General features: G+C 63.9%; 17 protein-coding genes and 1 tRNA gene. 7 read left to right on the top strand and 11 right to left on the bottom strand.

Going from position 1 to position 14501, the window contains the following annotated elements:
* Positions 1–8: 8 nt before the first annotated feature.
* Complete coding sequence (locus FJ959_RS22105) at positions 9–1073, top strand: tyrosine-type recombinase/integrase (protein WP_140631979.1); 1065 nt, start codon at positions 9–11, stop codon at positions 1071–1073.
* A gap of 57 nt (positions 1074–1130) precedes the next feature.
* Here the strand turns inward: FJ959_RS22105 and FJ959_RS22100 are convergent.
* Positions 1131–1206, bottom strand: a tRNA-Ile gene (locus tag FJ959_RS22100).
* A 145-nt stretch (positions 1207–1351) separates the two neighbouring features.
* Here FJ959_RS22100 and FJ959_RS22095 point away from each other — a divergent pair.
* Complete coding sequence (locus FJ959_RS22095) at positions 1352–2062, top strand: SIMPL domain-containing protein (RefSeq protein ID WP_140631976.1); 711 nt, start codon at positions 1352–1354, stop codon at positions 2060–2062.
* 268 nt (positions 2063–2330) lie between these two features.
* Here the strand turns inward: FJ959_RS22095 and FJ959_RS22090 are convergent, their stop codons facing one another.
* From FJ959_RS22090 to FJ959_RS32355, 3 genes are all read right to left on the bottom strand, one after another.
* Positions 2331–2687: a hypothetical protein gene (locus FJ959_RS22090; protein WP_140516721.1), complete on the bottom strand. Its 357-nt coding sequence runs from the start codon at positions 2685–2687 to the stop codon at positions 2331–2333.
* A gap of 257 nt (positions 2688–2944) precedes the next feature.
* Positions 2945–3391 (bottom strand): YcgN family cysteine cluster protein, encoded by a 447-nt coding sequence (locus tag FJ959_RS22085; RefSeq protein ID WP_140524949.1) that lies wholly within the window; start codon positions 3389–3391, stop codon positions 2945–2947.
* 380 nt (positions 3392–3771) lie between these two features.
* The gene (locus FJ959_RS32355; protein WP_246678992.1) at positions 3772–4212 is read right to left on the bottom strand and encodes a hypothetical protein; all 441 of its coding nucleotides are present in this window, start codon (positions 4210–4212) and stop codon (positions 3772–3774) included.
* Positions 4213–4311: 99 nt separating this feature from the next.
* On the opposite strand from FJ959_RS32355, the gene FJ959_RS22080 reads away from it, so the two are divergent.
* Positions 4312–5796, top strand: a complete 1485-nt coding sequence (locus FJ959_RS22080; protein WP_226880540.1) for an OmpA family protein — start codon at positions 4312–4314, stop codon at positions 5794–5796.
* Positions 5797–6160: 364 nt separating this feature from the next.
* Here FJ959_RS22080 and FJ959_RS22075 read toward each other — a convergent pair whose 3' ends face one another.
* The 3 genes from FJ959_RS22075 to FJ959_RS22065 form a co-directional block, all read right to left on the bottom strand.
* On the bottom strand, positions 6161–7027 hold the full coding sequence (locus tag FJ959_RS22075) for an NAD(P)-dependent oxidoreductase (RefSeq protein WP_140560668.1): 867 nt from the start codon (positions 7025–7027) through the stop codon (positions 6161–6163).
* A gap of 186 nt (positions 7028–7213) precedes the next feature.
* A complete protein-coding gene (locus FJ959_RS22070; protein ID WP_140631971.1) occupies positions 7214–7894 on the bottom strand; it encodes a helix-turn-helix transcriptional regulator in 681 nt (226 codons plus the stop codon).
* Positions 7895–7902: 8 nt separating this feature from the next.
* Positions 7903–8775, bottom strand: a complete 873-nt coding sequence (locus tag FJ959_RS22065; protein ID WP_140631968.1) for a S1C family serine protease — start codon at positions 8773–8775, stop codon at positions 7903–7905.
* 168 nt (positions 8776–8943) lie between these two features.
* Between FJ959_RS22065 and FJ959_RS22060 the strand changes: the two genes are divergently transcribed.
* Positions 8944–9894 carry a trypsin-like peptidase domain-containing protein gene (locus tag FJ959_RS22060; RefSeq protein ID WP_140631966.1) on the top strand — a complete coding sequence of 317 codons (951 nt, stop codon included), beginning with the start codon at positions 8944–8946 and terminating at the stop codon, positions 9892–9894.
* Between the two features lie 10 nt (positions 9895–9904).
* On the opposite strand, the gene FJ959_RS22055 is transcribed toward FJ959_RS22060, so the two are convergent.
* The gene (locus FJ959_RS22055) at positions 9905–10330 is read right to left on the bottom strand and encodes a VOC family protein (protein ID WP_140631963.1); all 426 of its coding nucleotides are present in this window, start codon (positions 10328–10330) and stop codon (positions 9905–9907) included.
* 66 nt (positions 10331–10396) lie between these two features.
* Between FJ959_RS22055 and FJ959_RS22050 the strand changes: the two genes are divergently transcribed.
* Positions 10397–10990 carry a TetR/AcrR family transcriptional regulator gene (locus FJ959_RS22050; RefSeq protein ID WP_140631960.1) on the top strand — a complete coding sequence of 198 codons (594 nt, stop codon included), beginning with the start codon at positions 10397–10399 and terminating at the stop codon, positions 10988–10990.
* A 42-nt stretch (positions 10991–11032) separates the two neighbouring features.
* Here FJ959_RS22050 and FJ959_RS22045 read toward each other — a convergent pair whose 3' ends face one another.
* Positions 11033–11986, bottom strand: a complete 954-nt coding sequence (locus FJ959_RS22045) for a LysR family transcriptional regulator (RefSeq protein ID WP_140560664.1) — start codon at positions 11984–11986, stop codon at positions 11033–11035.
* A gap of 108 nt (positions 11987–12094) precedes the next feature.
* Between FJ959_RS22045 and FJ959_RS22040 the strand changes: the two genes are divergently transcribed.
* Positions 12095–12730, top strand: coding sequence for an FMN-dependent NADH-azoreductase (locus FJ959_RS22040; RefSeq protein ID WP_140495902.1), 636 nt, complete (start codon positions 12095–12097; stop codon positions 12728–12730).
* A gap of 55 nt (positions 12731–12785) precedes the next feature.
* Here FJ959_RS22040 and FJ959_RS22035 read toward each other — a convergent pair whose 3' ends face one another.
* Together FJ959_RS22035 and FJ959_RS22030 are read right to left on the bottom strand one after the other, a co-directional pair.
* Positions 12786–13085, bottom strand: a complete 300-nt coding sequence (locus FJ959_RS22035) for an AzlD family protein (protein ID WP_140631957.1) — start codon at positions 13083–13085, stop codon at positions 12786–12788.
* A complete protein-coding gene (locus tag FJ959_RS22030; protein WP_140495904.1) occupies positions 13082–13813 on the bottom strand; it encodes an AzlC family ABC transporter permease in 732 nt (243 codons plus the stop codon). The genes FJ959_RS22035 and FJ959_RS22030 overlap by 4 nt, the downstream gene beginning before the upstream one ends.
* Before the next feature lie 171 nt (positions 13814–13984).
* Here FJ959_RS22030 and FJ959_RS22025 point away from each other — a divergent pair, with 171 nt between their 5' ends.
* On the top strand, positions 13985–14443 hold the full coding sequence (locus tag FJ959_RS22025; protein WP_140495905.1) for an Lrp/AsnC family transcriptional regulator: 459 nt from the start codon (positions 13985–13987) through the stop codon (positions 14441–14443).
* Positions 14444–14501: the final 58 nt, after the last annotated feature.

The raw sequence follows: 14501 nt of genomic DNA, 5'->3' as shown, positions 1-14501 counted from the left end.
ATGGACTGATGGAAGGTTACCCCTACGTCTCGCCGTTCGAAGACCGGCATGGAACGACCCGCTACCGCTTCAGGCGGGCGGGAAAGTCCATCTACCTGCCGCAAGAGCCTGGCCATCCCGAGTTCGAGGAGGCGTACAGCGCGGCTGTGGAGGGCCGGGAGCCTCGCCAAGCGGAGGTAATCGCCCATCCGAAGACAATCATCCCCAAGACGTTTGCCGATGCCTGGCGGCTTGTCCAAAAAGGGATCGAGTGGCGGAAGCTGGACGAGGCGACGAAATACAAGAACGAGCGGCTGACCAAGGAATTCCTTGCGTCCAAGGTGGCGGAGGACAACCCCACACTCTGGGCAACTATCCCGGTTTCCGATCTTCGCCGCAGGCACGTCAAGCTCATTCTGAAAGAGCATGGCGAGACGCCCCACAAGGCCAAGCACATCCTTACAGCCGTTCGCCGGTTGATTACGGAGGCTATGGACCAAGATTGGATCGAGTTCGATCCTTCCCTGAAGATCGGATGGAGACCCGAATATACCGGCTGGAGAGCGTGGACCGAAGACGAACGTGCCGCATTCGAAAAGCGATGGCCAAACGGGACCATGCCGCGAGCCGTCTATGCCTTGGCGCTGTGGACGGGCAACAGGCGCGGCGATGTAGCCTCGCAACTGTGGTCGGATGTGGATTTTGCCAAGGATCGGATCACGGTACGTCAAGCCAAGACGGGCAAGGTTCTTCGCCTGCTCATGCTTCCGATGCTGAAAGACGCCTTGATCAACCTGCCAAGGAAAACCGACACGGTGGCTGCCAACGCCTATGGCAAGTCGTTCTCGGAGAAGTCTCTCACGGGCATGATGGCGCACTGGACAGAGATGGCCGACATGGCGCCGGGATGTACCCTGCACGGGCTTCGGAAGACGCTGGGGAAATACCTGGCGGAGGAAGGCGCCACGTCGAAGCAATCGGCCGGAATCCTGGGGCACGACGACTTGGATCATGTGGAGCTTTACAGCAAGGATGCGGAGCAGGAGCGGCTTGCTGTGGATGGCATGACGCGGCTGATAAAGAGGTTTGTCTAACCGACTGTCTAACCCTATTGTCTACCCTTCACGCGAAGCCTTGCAAATCAATGGTCATGGTGGGCCCGGAGGGACTCGAACCCCCAACCAAGCGGTTATGAGCCGCCGGCTCTAACCATTGAGCTACAGGCCCCACGCGGGCTGGATTAATGTTTTTCGCATCGCGGCACAAGGCTTTCCGGGACCGCTGGTCACAATCGTCCAAATCAGCCCATAATCGCGCCATAAGGAGCCGCGTGCGCCCGCTGGGCGCGGATATGCTTACCCGAGGAGATTTCATGACCAGACCTCTTTTGCCCCTCGCACTCGCCGCCGCCATCGCCTTTCCGACGCTGGCCGCGGCCGCTGAGTCGCCGACACCGCCCCGTATCGTGGTTTCGGGCGAAGGGGCGGCGACTGTAGCGCCCGACCTGGCGGTCCTGACGCTCAGCGTCATGCGCGAAGCCAAGACGGCGAGCGCCGCACTGGATGCCAACAACGACGCCATGGCGGCCGTGATCGCCGCGATGAAGTCGGCCGGCATCAAGGACCGCGACCTCCAGACCGCGGGCATCCAGATCAATCCGCGCTATAACTACACAAACAAGCCCGACGGCGGCCAGGAGGCCGAATTGATTGCTTACCAGGTAACCAACACACTGTCGGTGCGCGTGCGCGACGTCGACAAGACCGGTGAGATCCTCGACAAGGCGGTGTCGCTGGGCGTCAACCAGGGCGGCGGCATCGTCTTCACCAACGACAATCCGGCTGCCACCGTCACCGAAGCGCGCAAAAAGGCGGTGGCCGATGCCATGGCCAAGGCCAAGACGCTGGCGGAAGCAGCCGGCGTCAGTATAGGCCGGGTGATCGAAATCACTGACCAGAACATCGCGCCGCCACCGATGCCGATCAACGCCAAGGCCTTCGACGCGGCCGTCGGTGCTGCTCCGGTGCAGGCCGGCGAGAACGCCTACAATGTCCAGGTCACCGTTACCTTCGAACTGAAATAAGCGTCTTCGATGGTCCATGGCCGAGCCCGACCCTGAACCGTCCGCCGTGGTGCATGAAAAACCCGTGGGATCGCTCCCGCGGGTTTTTTGAGCCGCATTCTTCCCGAAGGAAAGCGGCTCCACTACTCCAGACCGACCTTCGCAGAAGGTCGTGTCTCCAGACTGATCCTGACAGGATCGATCTTCGCAGAGGGTGGGTGTCTGCCGACTGACCCCGCAGAGGATCATGCCGCTACCAACCCTCGCAGAAGGTCGCGCCTTAAGAGGCTCAGCGGTTGATGATCGGGCAACCACGCTCATTGGCGAACACGATGACGACGCGGTCGCCATACTGGCGGCCCATCACCTTGACCGTGCGGCGGCTGACGTCGACGACGCGGGCACGGTGCAGCCCCATGCGTTCGGCCTTGTTCAGGGCCCAGTCGGGCGAACAGCCGCGGCGCCAGTCGTCGCGGCGTTCATCGCGGCGGTGGCGATAGCCGTCATCGCCGGCATAGACGCCGAAGCGCGGATCGTTGTTGTTGCCGAAGCCCAGGTAAAGGCTGTCGGCATGGGCGGGAACGGCCGCCAGCGTGCCGAGGCCGACGAGGGCCGAAAGGGCTGCCGTTTTCACCGAGTTGAACATGGTCTTCTCTCCTTGTTGCGGGCTCTCGCCCGTCCTCTTGAAATCGATGATGGGAGAATGCACCCGCCTGTCTGAACTATTTACGAACCTGCCGTTCATCGGCGGTTCATGTGGCGGAAAAAGGAAGCTTCTACGGGTTTTCCAACAATGTGCCCCAAACGTCTCGCATGGTTCCTGGTTCCTGCGCGCCCTTGCGGACACCGGCCTCAGGGCTCGTCATCCCGATGCGAGCTATGGTTCCTCGTCCCGATGCGAGCTTATGGCTCGTCGTCAAGCATATAGTCGAAATAATCCTCCGGCTCGGCCAGATCCGTCTCGTTGGCCTTGACCCGGCCGCGCATCGACATGCCGGCCTCATGCACCGTCTCGGCACTGCCCGACACCAGACGGTGCCACCAGTAGAGATCGTGCCCCTCCGCGACCAGCCGGTAGGCGCAGGTGCTGGGCAGCCAACTGATGGTGCGTACATTTTGCGGCGTCAGCCCGACGCAATCGGGAACGCGCGCCAGCCGGTTGTGATAGTCCGAACAGCGGCATGTCTGCGCGTCGAACAGGCGGCAGCCGACGCTGGTCCAGTAGATGTCGCCAGTATCCTCGTCCTCGAGCTTCGACAGGCAGCATTTGCCGCAGCCGTCGCAGAGCGATTCCCACTCGGCCGGGCTCATTGCTTCCAGCGTCTTTGTTTTCCAGAACGGCGTTTCCATCTCCGGCATGTGGCCCCAGCCGCCGCGAAGGTCAAGCAGGGCAAAGGCTGGAATGGGGCGGCACCCCCGTCGAAAGACATGAAGTTGCCTTCAAAAGGCCGGCCAATCGCCCCGTACGGTCCCTAACCCTGAGCCGCCGGAACCAATTTCGTTAAAATCGGTTTCGGCAAGGATGGGACCCCACAAGGAGAATTTCGATGAAACGCCAACCACGGATTCTGGCAGGCACCGCACTCGGCCTGCTGATAGCATCCGCGCCGTTGGGCGCATCCCCGCTTCAGGGAAGTGCCGCGTTCGGCCCCATGCGAGACAGCGCAATGCCGCTGGTCCTGGCCCAGGACACCCAGACTGACGATGCACAGCAGAGCGACCAGGAACTGCTACGCAAGAAGAAGCGCGATCAGCAACAACAGCAGACCGAACAGGCACCCGCACAGCAGTCCGCGCCAGCCGCCGAGGAACAACAGCCACGCAGGAAGAAGCGCGATCAGCAGCAGGTCGAGCAGGCGCCGGCTGGTGAAGCCGCGCCCGCTGTCGAGGAACAACAACCGCGCAGGAAGAAGCGCGATCAGCAACAGCAGACCGAACAGGCCCCCGCGCAGCAGGCCGCACCAGCTGCCGAGGAACAACAGCCACGCAGGAAGAAGCGCGACCAGCAGCAGGTCGAGCAGGCGCCCGCCGGTGAAGCCGCGCCCGCTGTCGAGGAACAGCAGCCGCGCAGGAAGAAGCGCGACCAGCAGCAGCAGACCGAGCAGGCGCCAGCCGGTGAGGCAGCACCCGCCACCGAGGAACAGCAGCCGCGCAGGAAGAAGCGCGACCAACAACAGCAGACCGAACAGGCACCGGCGGGCCAAACGGAACCTGCCAACGACAACCAGCGCAAGAAGCGCAAACAGGAGCAGCAGGCCGAGCCCAGCGCCGTGCCGACACCGAAGGAAGCACCTGCCGCAGAAGCACCCAAGGCAGAACCGGCACCCTCAGGCGAGCGGCCGGCAGCCCAGGGCGAACAACCCCAGGACAAGAGGAAAAAGAACGCCAGACAACCGGCTAGCGAGCAGCCGGCCAATGGCGAACAGCAGCCGGCCAATGGCGAACAACAGCAAACCGGCAGGCAGCCTGCAACGGGCGAGCAGCCGGCCACGGGTGAACAGCCCAGTGCCGGCAAGGCCGCGCCTGTCCAGGGGCAAAACCCCGAGCAGGCCGAGACGTCCGCCGACAAGAACGCTGCCCCCATTCTCGACAGCCAGAAGGATGCCAGACGCCGCGGCCGCGGCGAGAACGGCCAGGCCAGCAGGAACCCCGCCAACCAGAATGGCGAGCAGCAAAATGGCGAGCAGCAGAATGGTGGGCAAAACGCCCGGCAGGGCGGTGCTCAGGGCCGCCAACCCGCGGTCGCTCCCGTCGACCAGGGTCCGCCCCCGACCGACGATAGAGCTGCTCAGCAGGAGATCAAACCGGAAAAAATCGTCCCGGTTACCGAGGAGAAGGGCAAACGCCTCGAGCGCGCACCGGACGAGAACATCCGCGACCGCCGCCGCCCCAAGGGTGTCGACGTGCTCAAGGAGATCGGCGATCGCGTCATCATTCAGCTCAACGATCAGACATACGTTCAGAGCAGTGACCGGCCGCGCCTGACCCGCGGCGCCAAGGATGTCTACTATGAGGATCTGTCGCAAGGCCGCACGCGCGAGACAGTCGAGCGCGACAACGGCGTGCAGATCGTCACCATCCGCAACCGCTACGGCGACATCATCCAGCGGTCGCGCATCATGCCCGACGGTCATGAGTATGTGTTGAGCTATGTCGACGAACGAAGCTACGACGACGATAACGATTGGCGCGATCCGGGCGACGACCTACCACCGATGCGGCTGACCATTCCGCGCCGGGACTACATCCTTGACTCCGAAGAGGTCGAAAGCCCGGACGACTACTACACCTTCCTCGAGCAACCGCCGGTGGAGAAGGTGCAGCGCCTCTATTCGATCAACGAGGTCAAGCGTTCCGCACGGGTGCGCGACATTGCCCGACGCATCGATCTTGACACGCTGAACTTCGAATTCGGCTCTTCCTCGATCTCCGATGCCGAGGTGCAGAAGCTCGAGGGTGTCGCCACGGCCATGGAGAAGCTGTTGAAGAAGAACCCGGCCGAGACCTTCCTTATCGAAGGCCACACGGACGCTGTCGGCACACCGGAGGCGAACCTCGCTCTGTCGGACCGCCGCGCCGAAGCGGTGGCCGAAGCGCTGACCAACGCCTTCGGCATACCGCCTGAAAACCTGACCACGCAGGGCTATGGCGAGGAATATCTGAAGGTCGACACCTCAGGCCCCAACCGCGAGAACCGGCGTGTCGCCATCCGTCGCATCACCTCGCTGGTGGCGCCGGTGGCGAGCAACAACTGACCAGGATCCGGGAGCCGGAAACCGGCTTTCGGAAAAGATCATGGTCGATCAAATGTCTGCATTTCCAGCCGCTTGAGCAGGCTTCTGGAATCAGATCGGCAAAAGGCCCATCCCGGCTGAACCGGGATGGGCGAGATCGCGGGCAACGGCCCAAGTTCAACAAGAATTGTCCTGGTGTTAGATCCCGCTCATTGAATCGCGAGTTTGCCTACCCCAGATTCAGGATCGGGCGTTCCCTGCCCCGTCCCGACTCCAGCGGGACGCACTGAGCCCCGCCGGCCCTCTCCGGCGGGGCTTTTTGCTCAGAGCAACTGCAGGAAAGTCTGAAACCGAGTTCCATCCGGAATTGCGCCTCGATACATCTTTAGAAAGCCGTCCTGATCTTCGTGCCGGAATTGGCAAACACCTCGTCCGGGACAAAAAAGTCGCCGGCCAGCGGCCCGGCCGCACCCGGCGCATAGACCGAAAAATCGCTGATCCCCTCGGCGCGCAGCACTTCCTCGTCGATGTAGAAATTGCCGGTCGCTTCGCGTGATGGTCGCATGAAGATGGCATGCGCGGCATCGGCCATGATTTCGGGCGAACGGCTCATCGCGGCCACCGTCGCGCCGCCCAGAAGATTGCGCACCGCCGCGGTATCGATGGTCGAGATCGGCCACAGCGAATTGACCGCGATGCCGTCCTTGGCGAACTCCGCGCTCATGCCCAGCGTGCACATGGACATGCCGAACTTGGCCATGGTGTAGGCGACATGGTTCTTGAACCACTTGGCCTTCATGTCGAGCGGCGGCGCCAGATTCAGGATATGAGGATTCCCGGCCAACTTCAGGTGCGGAATGCACATTTTGGAAACGAGAAACGTGCCGCGCGTGTTGATCTGGTGCATCAGGTCGTAACGCTTCATGTCGGTTTCCAGGGTCCCGGTGAGCTGGATGGCGCTGGCATTGTTGACACAGATATCGATGCCGCCGAATTTTTCGACCGTCTTCGACACCGCTTCGGCCACTTGCGCCTCCTCGCGAATGTCGCACAGGACCGGCAGCGCCTTGCCGCCGGCTTGCTCGATCTCTTCAGCGGCGGTGTAGATCGTGCCCGGCAGCTTCGGATGTGGCTCAGCGGTCTTGGCCGCGATCGTCACATTGGCGCCGTCGCGCGCGGCGCGCAAAGCGATCGCCAGCCCGATGCCGCGCGACCCGCCGGAGATGAACAGCGTCTTTCCCTTGAGCGACATTTTTCCTCCGCTTGCTTGTCTCGTAGCGCGATCCTTGCCTGTGGCGGTCCCCGGATACAAGAGCTTGCGGCAGCGGCTGACGGTGACGCTGCGGAGGGTCCGTTCCTTGCCGCTGTAAATGATCTGGAGCTATAGGGGCAGCGCTGACTTTGACGATGATCGTCAAATCCTGGCTGAGACGTCACCCTAGACCAGCACCAGCCCCTGCCGCATCGCAATGGCGATGGCATCCGTGCGGTTGGCAGCGCCCAATTTGATCAGAATCGCGGCGACATGGAACTTCGCCGTATGAACGGAAATGTCGAGCCGCCGCGCGATCACCTTGTTGGGCGCGCCTTCGGCCAGCAGCGCCAGCACTTCCGCTTCTCGCGGCGACAGCGTCGGGCGGGCGGCATGCTCGTCGGGATGCTCCTCGTCGAAAAGGCCGTCGCCGCCAATATCGCCGCCGTGGAAATCATCGCGGCGGCCGGGAACGGATCCGCTGTCGCCAAAGACGCGGTAGCCGGCCGCCGCCAGCCTGGCGGCGGCCGCAATCAGCATTGCATCCGCCGCCGTTGGCAGCACGGCGAACACCTGCCCCTGCGGCCGTGCCAGGCCGGCCTGCGAAGACAACAGCACCCGCGCGGTCGCGGCGGGAACGGCGTCGCCCTCCCCTGTTCCCGCACCCGTGGGGCCGGCGGTCTCGTCGACGATGGCGACATCGACCGCTTCGCTGCTGCCCGGCGTCACCGGCAGCAGATCGTCGGTCGCGGCAAGCGACGCGGACAGCCGCTCGGCGCGCGCGGCGTCACCGAGCGCGACCAGCACGACCAGCTGCCGCTCGCCGGTGCTGCTTTGCGTCATCTTGCCTGTCGCGATCGCGTCCATTAATCCTCTCAGCTGAGCGGCTTTTCGCCGACCGTCAGCGCCACGTCGCGCTGTTCTCCGCCGCGCACGACACCGAGCGTAACCGAAGCTCCGGCACTGTCGGGGCCGAGCCTGCGGATCAGCTCGCGCGGGCCGCTCACCGCCTCGCCGTTCCAGGCGACGATGATGTCGCCGAGGGAAAGGCCGGCGGCCTTGGCCGGACCGTTGTCATCAAGGCTCATGACGATGGCGCCGCGGGCCTCGCCGTCACGGATCGGATGCAGACCGGCGCCGAGATAGCCGCGGGCGACATGGCCTTTTTCGCGCAGCGTTGCGACCGCTCGCTCGATCGTCTCGTAAGGCATGACCAGCGCGCGGCCGCGCGGCCCGAACAACAGCATGCCGATCAGCGCGCCCTTGGCATCGAGCACCGGGCCGCCCTCGAAACGGCCGCCGGCGCCCACCGCCAGGTTGATGCGCCGGTCGATGGTGCCGCCGCGCATTGAGCGCCAGGCCGGGCCGACTTCGCCGACCGAGCCTGAAACTGCCAACGCCGAACCCCGGCTGTTGCCGATGGCGACGGCAATATTGCCGGGCCGCACCGCATCCGCTTTGGCCAACGGCTCGGCATTGGTAGCACCGGCCGGCTTGAGCAGGGCGACGCCGGTCGAGGGATCGCGGCCGACAAGATCGGCCTTCACCGTCTCGCCCGAAGCCAGCGTCAGCTCGATCTCCTCGCCGGCCTCGACGGCTTCCTCGGCGGCAACGAAGTAGCCGTCGCGCCAATGGAAAGCGCTCGCTGTGCGATGATTGTGGGTGGTGAAGCTCGCGGTCGCCGGTGCCGCCTTGGCTGCCAGATCGGCAACGGCTTCCGAAAAGGCACTTAGATTGAATTCGCTCATAGCAGTCTCCTGGGTTCATCCATGCCCCAGATATCGCGCGGCAGCGCGCTTGGAGATACTCGCCTGACGGCTAGTCGGCCGGGCGACTGGCCATCTGGTCAGGTCGCGGCGGATGAAGCCGCTCCGCACATATAGTCATCGTTGCGCCTGAAAACATGGAGCCTGCCAATGGCCGTTGCTGCCGCCAAATTCCAATCCGACGACGCGCTGCTCGACGCCTACTCGACGACGGTGGCCGATGCTGTCGACCGCATCGGCCCGGCTGTCTGCCGCATCGAGCGCATCGGTGGCCAGGGCGGGCATGGGTCGGGCTTCGTCATTGCGCATGATGGGCTCGTCGTCACCAACTTCCACGTCGTCGGCGATGCCAGAACGGTGCGCGTATCGATGCCCGACGGCGCCTCCAGCGAAGGCCGCGTGCTCGGCCGCGACGCCGACACCGACATCGCGCTGGTGCGCGCCGATGGCAGCTTTGCCGATGTCGCGCCGCTGGGCGATTCCAAGCGCCTGCGGCGCGGCCAGATCGCCATAGCCATCGGCAACCCGCTCGGCTTCGAATGGACCGTCACCTCGGGCGTCGTCTCGGCGCTCGGCCGCTCGATGCGCGCTTCCACCGGGCGGCTGATCGACGACGTCATCCAGACCGACGCCGCGCTCAACCCCGGCAATTCCGGCGGACCGTTGGTATCCTCGGCGGGCGAGGTGATCGGCGTCAACACCGCCATGATCCATGGTGCGCAAGGCATTGCCTTTGCCGTCGCCTCCAACACCGCCAATTTCGTCATTTCGGAGATCATCCGTTTCGGCCGCGTCCGTCGCGCCTTCATCGGGATGTCGGCCGACACCGTCAACCTGCCCCGTCGCGCAGCCCTTCTGTCACAAGTATCGAGCAAGACCGCGGTTCGGCTGCGCGGCGTCGAGAAGGAGGGCCCTGCGGCCAAGGCCGGCCTCAGGGAAGGCGATATCGTCGCCGCGATAGACGGCCGACCGGTCACCGGCGTCGACGACCTGGTGCGTTTGCTCGACGCCGAGCGGATCGGCCGCGAGACGCGGTGCACGGTGGTGCGCCGCACCGGTGTCAGCCAGGTGACAGTGACGCCAGTGGCAAGGGCTGGTTGAGGGTTTCCACTCAGGCGCTCACTGCACCCTGCGCATACTGTGCCAGGAATTCCTCGCTTGGCGGGATCGGCTTGATGACATCGATCAGGACGCCGTTGGGATCCCTGGTGATGAAATGGCGCTGGCCAAAAGGCTCGTCGCGCAGGGACCGAAGGATGGACAGGCCGGCGGCTGTGATCCGCTCATAGACCGCATCGGGATCACGGACTTCGAAGTTGATCAGCAGGCCCGAGCTCCGACCCTGTCCCTCTTCCGGGATCGTCTCATGGTCGCCTTGCACGATACCGAGATTGACGCGCTTGCTCTCCACCGATTGCAGATGCACGTACCAGTCGCTCGTAAACAGCGGCCGGAAGGCGAAATGTTCGACATAGAACGCCGCTGTGCCGGCAACGTCCCCGGTCATCAGCACCGGATAATAGCTGGTCGTCTTCAACTTTCCTTCTCCCGTCAAGCAACATACAGTCTGCATGTAAATTGAATTAACATACAGGCTGCATGTATGCAACAGAGATCAGCGCGCCGTTCCAACCGTGACCGCACCGAGGCGACACGCGCCGATCTGATCGCCGCGGCGCGAAAACTGTTCATCGAAAAATCCTACGCCGAGACCGGCACACCAGAGATCGTCGCCGCGGCCGGCGTGACGCGCGGCGCGCTCTACCACCACTTCTCCGACAAGCAGGCGCTGTTCGGCGCCGTCGTCGAGCAGGAGGCAGAGGCCGTGGCGCGGGAGATCGAGGGCGCAGCGCCGCCTTCGCTCAATGCCCGCGACGCGCTCATTGCCGGCTCCGACGCCTATCTTGCCGCCATGCGCGCGCCCGGCCGCACGCGGCTCCTGCTGCTCGACGGCCCGGCCGTGCTCGGCCGCGCCGAAATGGACGCCATCGACAACCGCCATGGCAATCGCTCGCTGCGCGAAGGGCTGGTCGCGGCGATGCGGGCGCGGACCATAAAGAAGCTTCCGGCCGAAGCGACGACCGCCCTGCTCGCCGCCGCCTTCGACCGCGCGGCACTTGCCATTGAGGCGGGCGGTTCGGCCGAAGACTACCGCACCGTTCTCACGACACTGATCGATGGGTTGTCCCGCGCGTGATCCGAGGCTTCCCGCCGATGAGATCCAGGGCAAAGGTTGGAATCAAATCTGTGCGCTGGAAATTTCCGGCTCTTCGTCGGGCACCTCGCCCGGCTCGAACTCGTTGAAGCAGCCAAGTTGGCGCTTGAACTGGTCGATCAGCCAGGCCGCCGCCGGCTTCGGGCTGCGGTCGGCGCGGTGCATGGCATAAAGCGGCGAACGCACCTCTCTGAAAGGCTCGAGGTCGAGTTCCACGAGACGGCCGGTAGCCAGATCGTCAGCGATCAGCCAACGCGGCAGCCCGCCCCAGCCCAGCCCCTCACGCATCAACATATGTTTGGTGCGCAGGTCCGTCAGCCGCCAGGTTCGGTAGGCGAAGACGCCAAAATCGCGCCCCTTGGTACGCTCGGACTGGTCGGTGACGACGAGTTGTGTGTGTTCGCGCGCGTCCTCGATCGCGACCGGTTTGGGCAGCAGCGCCAGAGGGTGGGTGGGCGCGGCCGCCAGCACTATCGACATGAAGCCTATGCCCACCAGGTGGACGTCGACATCGCCCAGCAGGCCGCCAATGCCGAGATCGGCCTGGCCACCGACAACATGGTCGGGGATCACGCCGAGTGTGCCGATGTGCAGGCGCAGCATCACGGTCGGAAATTGCGCCTCGAACGCCTTGAGCACCCGCACCAGCACTGGCGAAGGCAGCGCCGCATCCACCGACAGCGCGACTTCCGCCTCCAGCCCCCGATGGTGACCATCGACGCGCGAGCGTATGCGGTGCAGCACGCTGATCATCCGCCGCGCGTCTTCCAGCATCGCCCGACCGATCTCGGTCAGCTGCGGCTCTCGCGTGCCCTCGCGCTCGAACAGCTTCAGCCCGAGTTGCGCCTCGAGATTGGCGATGCCGTAGCTGATGACGGATTGCGCCCGGTTGAGCTTGCGGCCGGCGGCGGAAAAACTGCCGGTGTCGGCAACGGCCACGAGGATCTGAAGCTGGTCGAGTGTCGGATTAGGCTGCATCATCGTATCTAATTAATGGATGGATCATATATAAAATATACCGGTTTATCTGATGGGTTAATAGCCCATATGTAGCGGGACAGTCCAATTCCACTGGAGAGACCCAACATGTCCATTCTTCTCGTCACGTCGAGCCCGCGCGGCGCTGCCTCGCACTCGACCCGTATCGCCACCGAATTCGCTCAGAAGCTGCTCGCAGCCGACCCGTCGAACACGCTTGTCGTGCGCGACCTTGTCGCCAATCCGCTGCCGCATATCGATACCGACTATGCGACCGGCATATATACGCCTGCCGAAGCCCGCACGCCGCGTCAGGCCGAAGTGGTCGGAGTCTCGGATGCCGTGCTCGACGAACTGTTTGCCGCCGACACGGTGATCCTGGCGACAGGCTTCATCAACTTCAACATCTCCTCGACGCTGAAGTCCTGGGTCGACCATGTCGCCCGTTCCGGCAAAACCTTTGCTTACGGCGAAAATGGCCCCAAAGGCCTCGTCACCGGCAAGAAGGTCTATATCGTGCTGGCATCCGGCGGCATCTACTCGGAAGGCGCGGCCGTGCAGTTCGATCACGCCGTTCCCTATCTGCGCTCGGTGCTCGGCTTCATCGGCATGACCGACGTCGACGTCATCCGCATCGAAGGCGTCGCCAAGGGTCCTGACGCAGTAAGCGAAGCGCTCGCCAAGGCAACCGCCAAGGTCGACGCCGTGGTGGCTGCCAGCCGGGATGTCGCGGCAGCCGCGTAAAAGCTCTGATTGCCAACCAGATCGAAGGCAGGCGCCCGCGCCTGCCTTTTTTGGCCTATCCAATGATGTGCCGCAGCAGTCCTGCCGAAGTGACCCCGATCAGCACGGTCGGCAGCATCGAAAATCGCGTGGCGGCAATCAGCGTGACGGCCAGAGCCAGAAGATCGGCCGGGTTTTTCGAGACGAAGGCAGGCGCGATCACCGAGATCAGCACGCAGCCGGGCGCCGCCTCCATCACGGCCGTTGCCCGCGCGCTGAGCACCCGATTGCGCAGCACGACATAGCCGCCGACGCGGCTGAGGTACGTGACACCGGCCATCAGCACGATGGTGAGAAGCGTCTGCGCGTCGATCATGCCTCATCCCTCCACAACAGCCAGGCCGAGACCAGCCCCGCCAGCGCGCCCGCCGCTACATACCAGGCGCCGGGAACGAAAAGGTAGGTCAGCGCCGCGATGATCAGACTGACCAGCCACGGCCGCGCAGCGGCAACATCCTTCCACATGCCGCGCAGCAGTACCAGGAAGACGGCCGCGAACGCCATGTCGAAGCCGTAGGTCTCGGCGTCGCCCAGCACCGGGCCGAGCAAGGCGCCAATTATGGTGAAGGCCACCCAGGTCAGGTACATCGCCAGTGCCGCGCCCATATAGTAGCGCCGGCTGAAGGCCGGCGCGACGCCGTCGGCGGCGCGCCGTTTGGCGTCGGCCAGGCCGAGCGCCCAGCTTTCGTCGCACATGAAGAACAGCGCGGAAAACGCCTTGCGCCGCGGCAGGTCGCGCAGGAACGGCGCCAGTGCCGCCCCCATCAGGAGATGGCGGCTGTTGACCAGGAAGGTGATGGCGACGATGAGCAGGACATGCGGCGGCGACGTCCACAGCTGAATCGCCGCGAATTCCGAGCCGCCAGCGAAGTTCAGTCCCGTCAGCAGCGACAGTTCTGCGGTGCTGAGCCCTCTCTGTGTGGCCTGTGCACCAAGCACCAGCGCATAAGGGATGGTGCCGAACAGCACGGGCGCGCAGGAGGCCACGCCCCGCCGGAACTCGGAGTTCAATCCGCCGCCCGCCGCCGATCTCGCAATGCTCATGATCTTCCTCCGGCCGCGCCGCGCGGCCGCCTCTGCCGGTTCCGTTGGATGTCGCTGATGTCAGGGCGACCATAGCCGCCAGGCCTCGCAATTTGGTTGCGAAGATTGTTGTCTTTCATCAAATTTTGGCATCTTGTACCATTAATCACCAGAGAAACGGAATTTAGAGCCATGAAACTTGACGAGATCGACAGGCGCATCCTGCGGGCGCTGCAGCGCGATGGGCGCATGGCCAACAATGAGCTGGCCGCTGAAGTCGGCCTGTCGCCGTCCCCGTGCCTGCGCCGCGTCAAGCTCCTGGAGGAGGCCGGCGTCATCGACCGCTACGTCGCAGTGCTCAATCCGGCCCGCATCGGCAAGGGCCTGACCTTCTTCACCCGCATCTGGCTGAAAGCGCAGGACGAAGACACGATCGAGCATTTCGCCACCGAAGTGGCCAAGCTGCCGCAGGTGATGGAATGTTATCTGATGCTCGGCGACTGCGACGCCATGGTGCGCGTGGTGGCGGCCGGCATCGACGACTACCGCCGCTTCCAGTCGGAACATCTCAGCCGCATCAAGGGCGTGCAGAACGTCAAGACCGACGTTCCCAGCCAGACCATCAAATACACATCGGAACTGCCGATCTAGGCGCCGGGAAATGGCCTCATCTCAGACTGGATAAAAAATGCAACCGGATTGTAGGATT

The sequence above is a fragment of the Mesorhizobium sp. B2-2-4 genome (assembly GCF_006442375.1).
Lineage (GTDB): Bacteria > Pseudomonadota > Alphaproteobacteria > Rhizobiales > Rhizobiaceae > Mesorhizobium.
This window is presented reverse-complemented; position numbering and strand designations above follow the sequence as displayed.

Excerpts from the sequence above, each read along its gene's own strand:
- FJ959_RS22105 (WP_140631979.1), top strand. The coding sequence starts at position 9 with ATGGAAGGTTACCCCTACGTCTCGCCGTTCGAAGACCGGCATGGAACG.
- FJ959_RS22095 (WP_140631976.1), top strand. The coding sequence starts at position 1,352 with ATGACCAGACCTCTTTTGCCCCTCGCACTCGCCGCCGCCATCGCCTTT.
- FJ959_RS22090 (WP_140516721.1), bottom strand. The coding sequence starts at position 2,687 with ATGTTCAACTCGGTGAAAACGGCAGCCCTTTCGGCCCTCGTCGGCCTC.
- FJ959_RS22085 (WP_140524949.1), bottom strand. The coding sequence starts at position 3,391 with ATGGAAACGCCGTTCTGGAAAACAAAGACGCTGGAAGCAATGAGCCCG.
- FJ959_RS22075 (WP_140560668.1), bottom strand. The coding sequence starts at position 7,027 with ATGTCGCTCAAGGGAAAGACGCTGTTCATCTCCGGCGGGTCGCGCGGC.
- FJ959_RS22070 (WP_140631971.1), bottom strand. The coding sequence starts at position 7,894 with ATGGACGCGATCGCGACAGGCAAGATGACGCAAAGCAGCACCGGCGAG.
- FJ959_RS22065 (WP_140631968.1), bottom strand. The coding sequence starts at position 8,775 with ATGAGCGAATTCAATCTAAGTGCCTTTTCGGAAGCCGTTGCCGATCTG.
- FJ959_RS22060 (WP_140631966.1), top strand. The coding sequence starts at position 8,944 with ATGGCCGTTGCTGCCGCCAAATTCCAATCCGACGACGCGCTGCTCGAC.
- FJ959_RS22050 (WP_140631960.1), top strand. The coding sequence starts at position 10,397 with ATGCAACAGAGATCAGCGCGCCGTTCCAACCGTGACCGCACCGAGGCG.
- FJ959_RS22045 (WP_140560664.1), bottom strand. The coding sequence starts at position 11,986 with ATGCAGCCTAATCCGACACTCGACCAGCTTCAGATCCTCGTGGCCGTT.
- FJ959_RS22040 (WP_140495902.1), top strand. The coding sequence starts at position 12,095 with ATGTCCATTCTTCTCGTCACGTCGAGCCCGCGCGGCGCTGCCTCGCAC.
- FJ959_RS22035 (WP_140631957.1), bottom strand. The coding sequence starts at position 13,085 with ATGATCGACGCGCAGACGCTTCTCACCATCGTGCTGATGGCCGGTGTC.
- FJ959_RS22030 (WP_140495904.1), bottom strand. The coding sequence starts at position 13,813 with ATGAGCATTGCGAGATCGGCGGCGGGCGGCGGATTGAACTCCGAGTTC.
- FJ959_RS22025 (WP_140495905.1), top strand. The coding sequence starts at position 13,985 with ATGAAACTTGACGAGATCGACAGGCGCATCCTGCGGGCGCTGCAGCGC.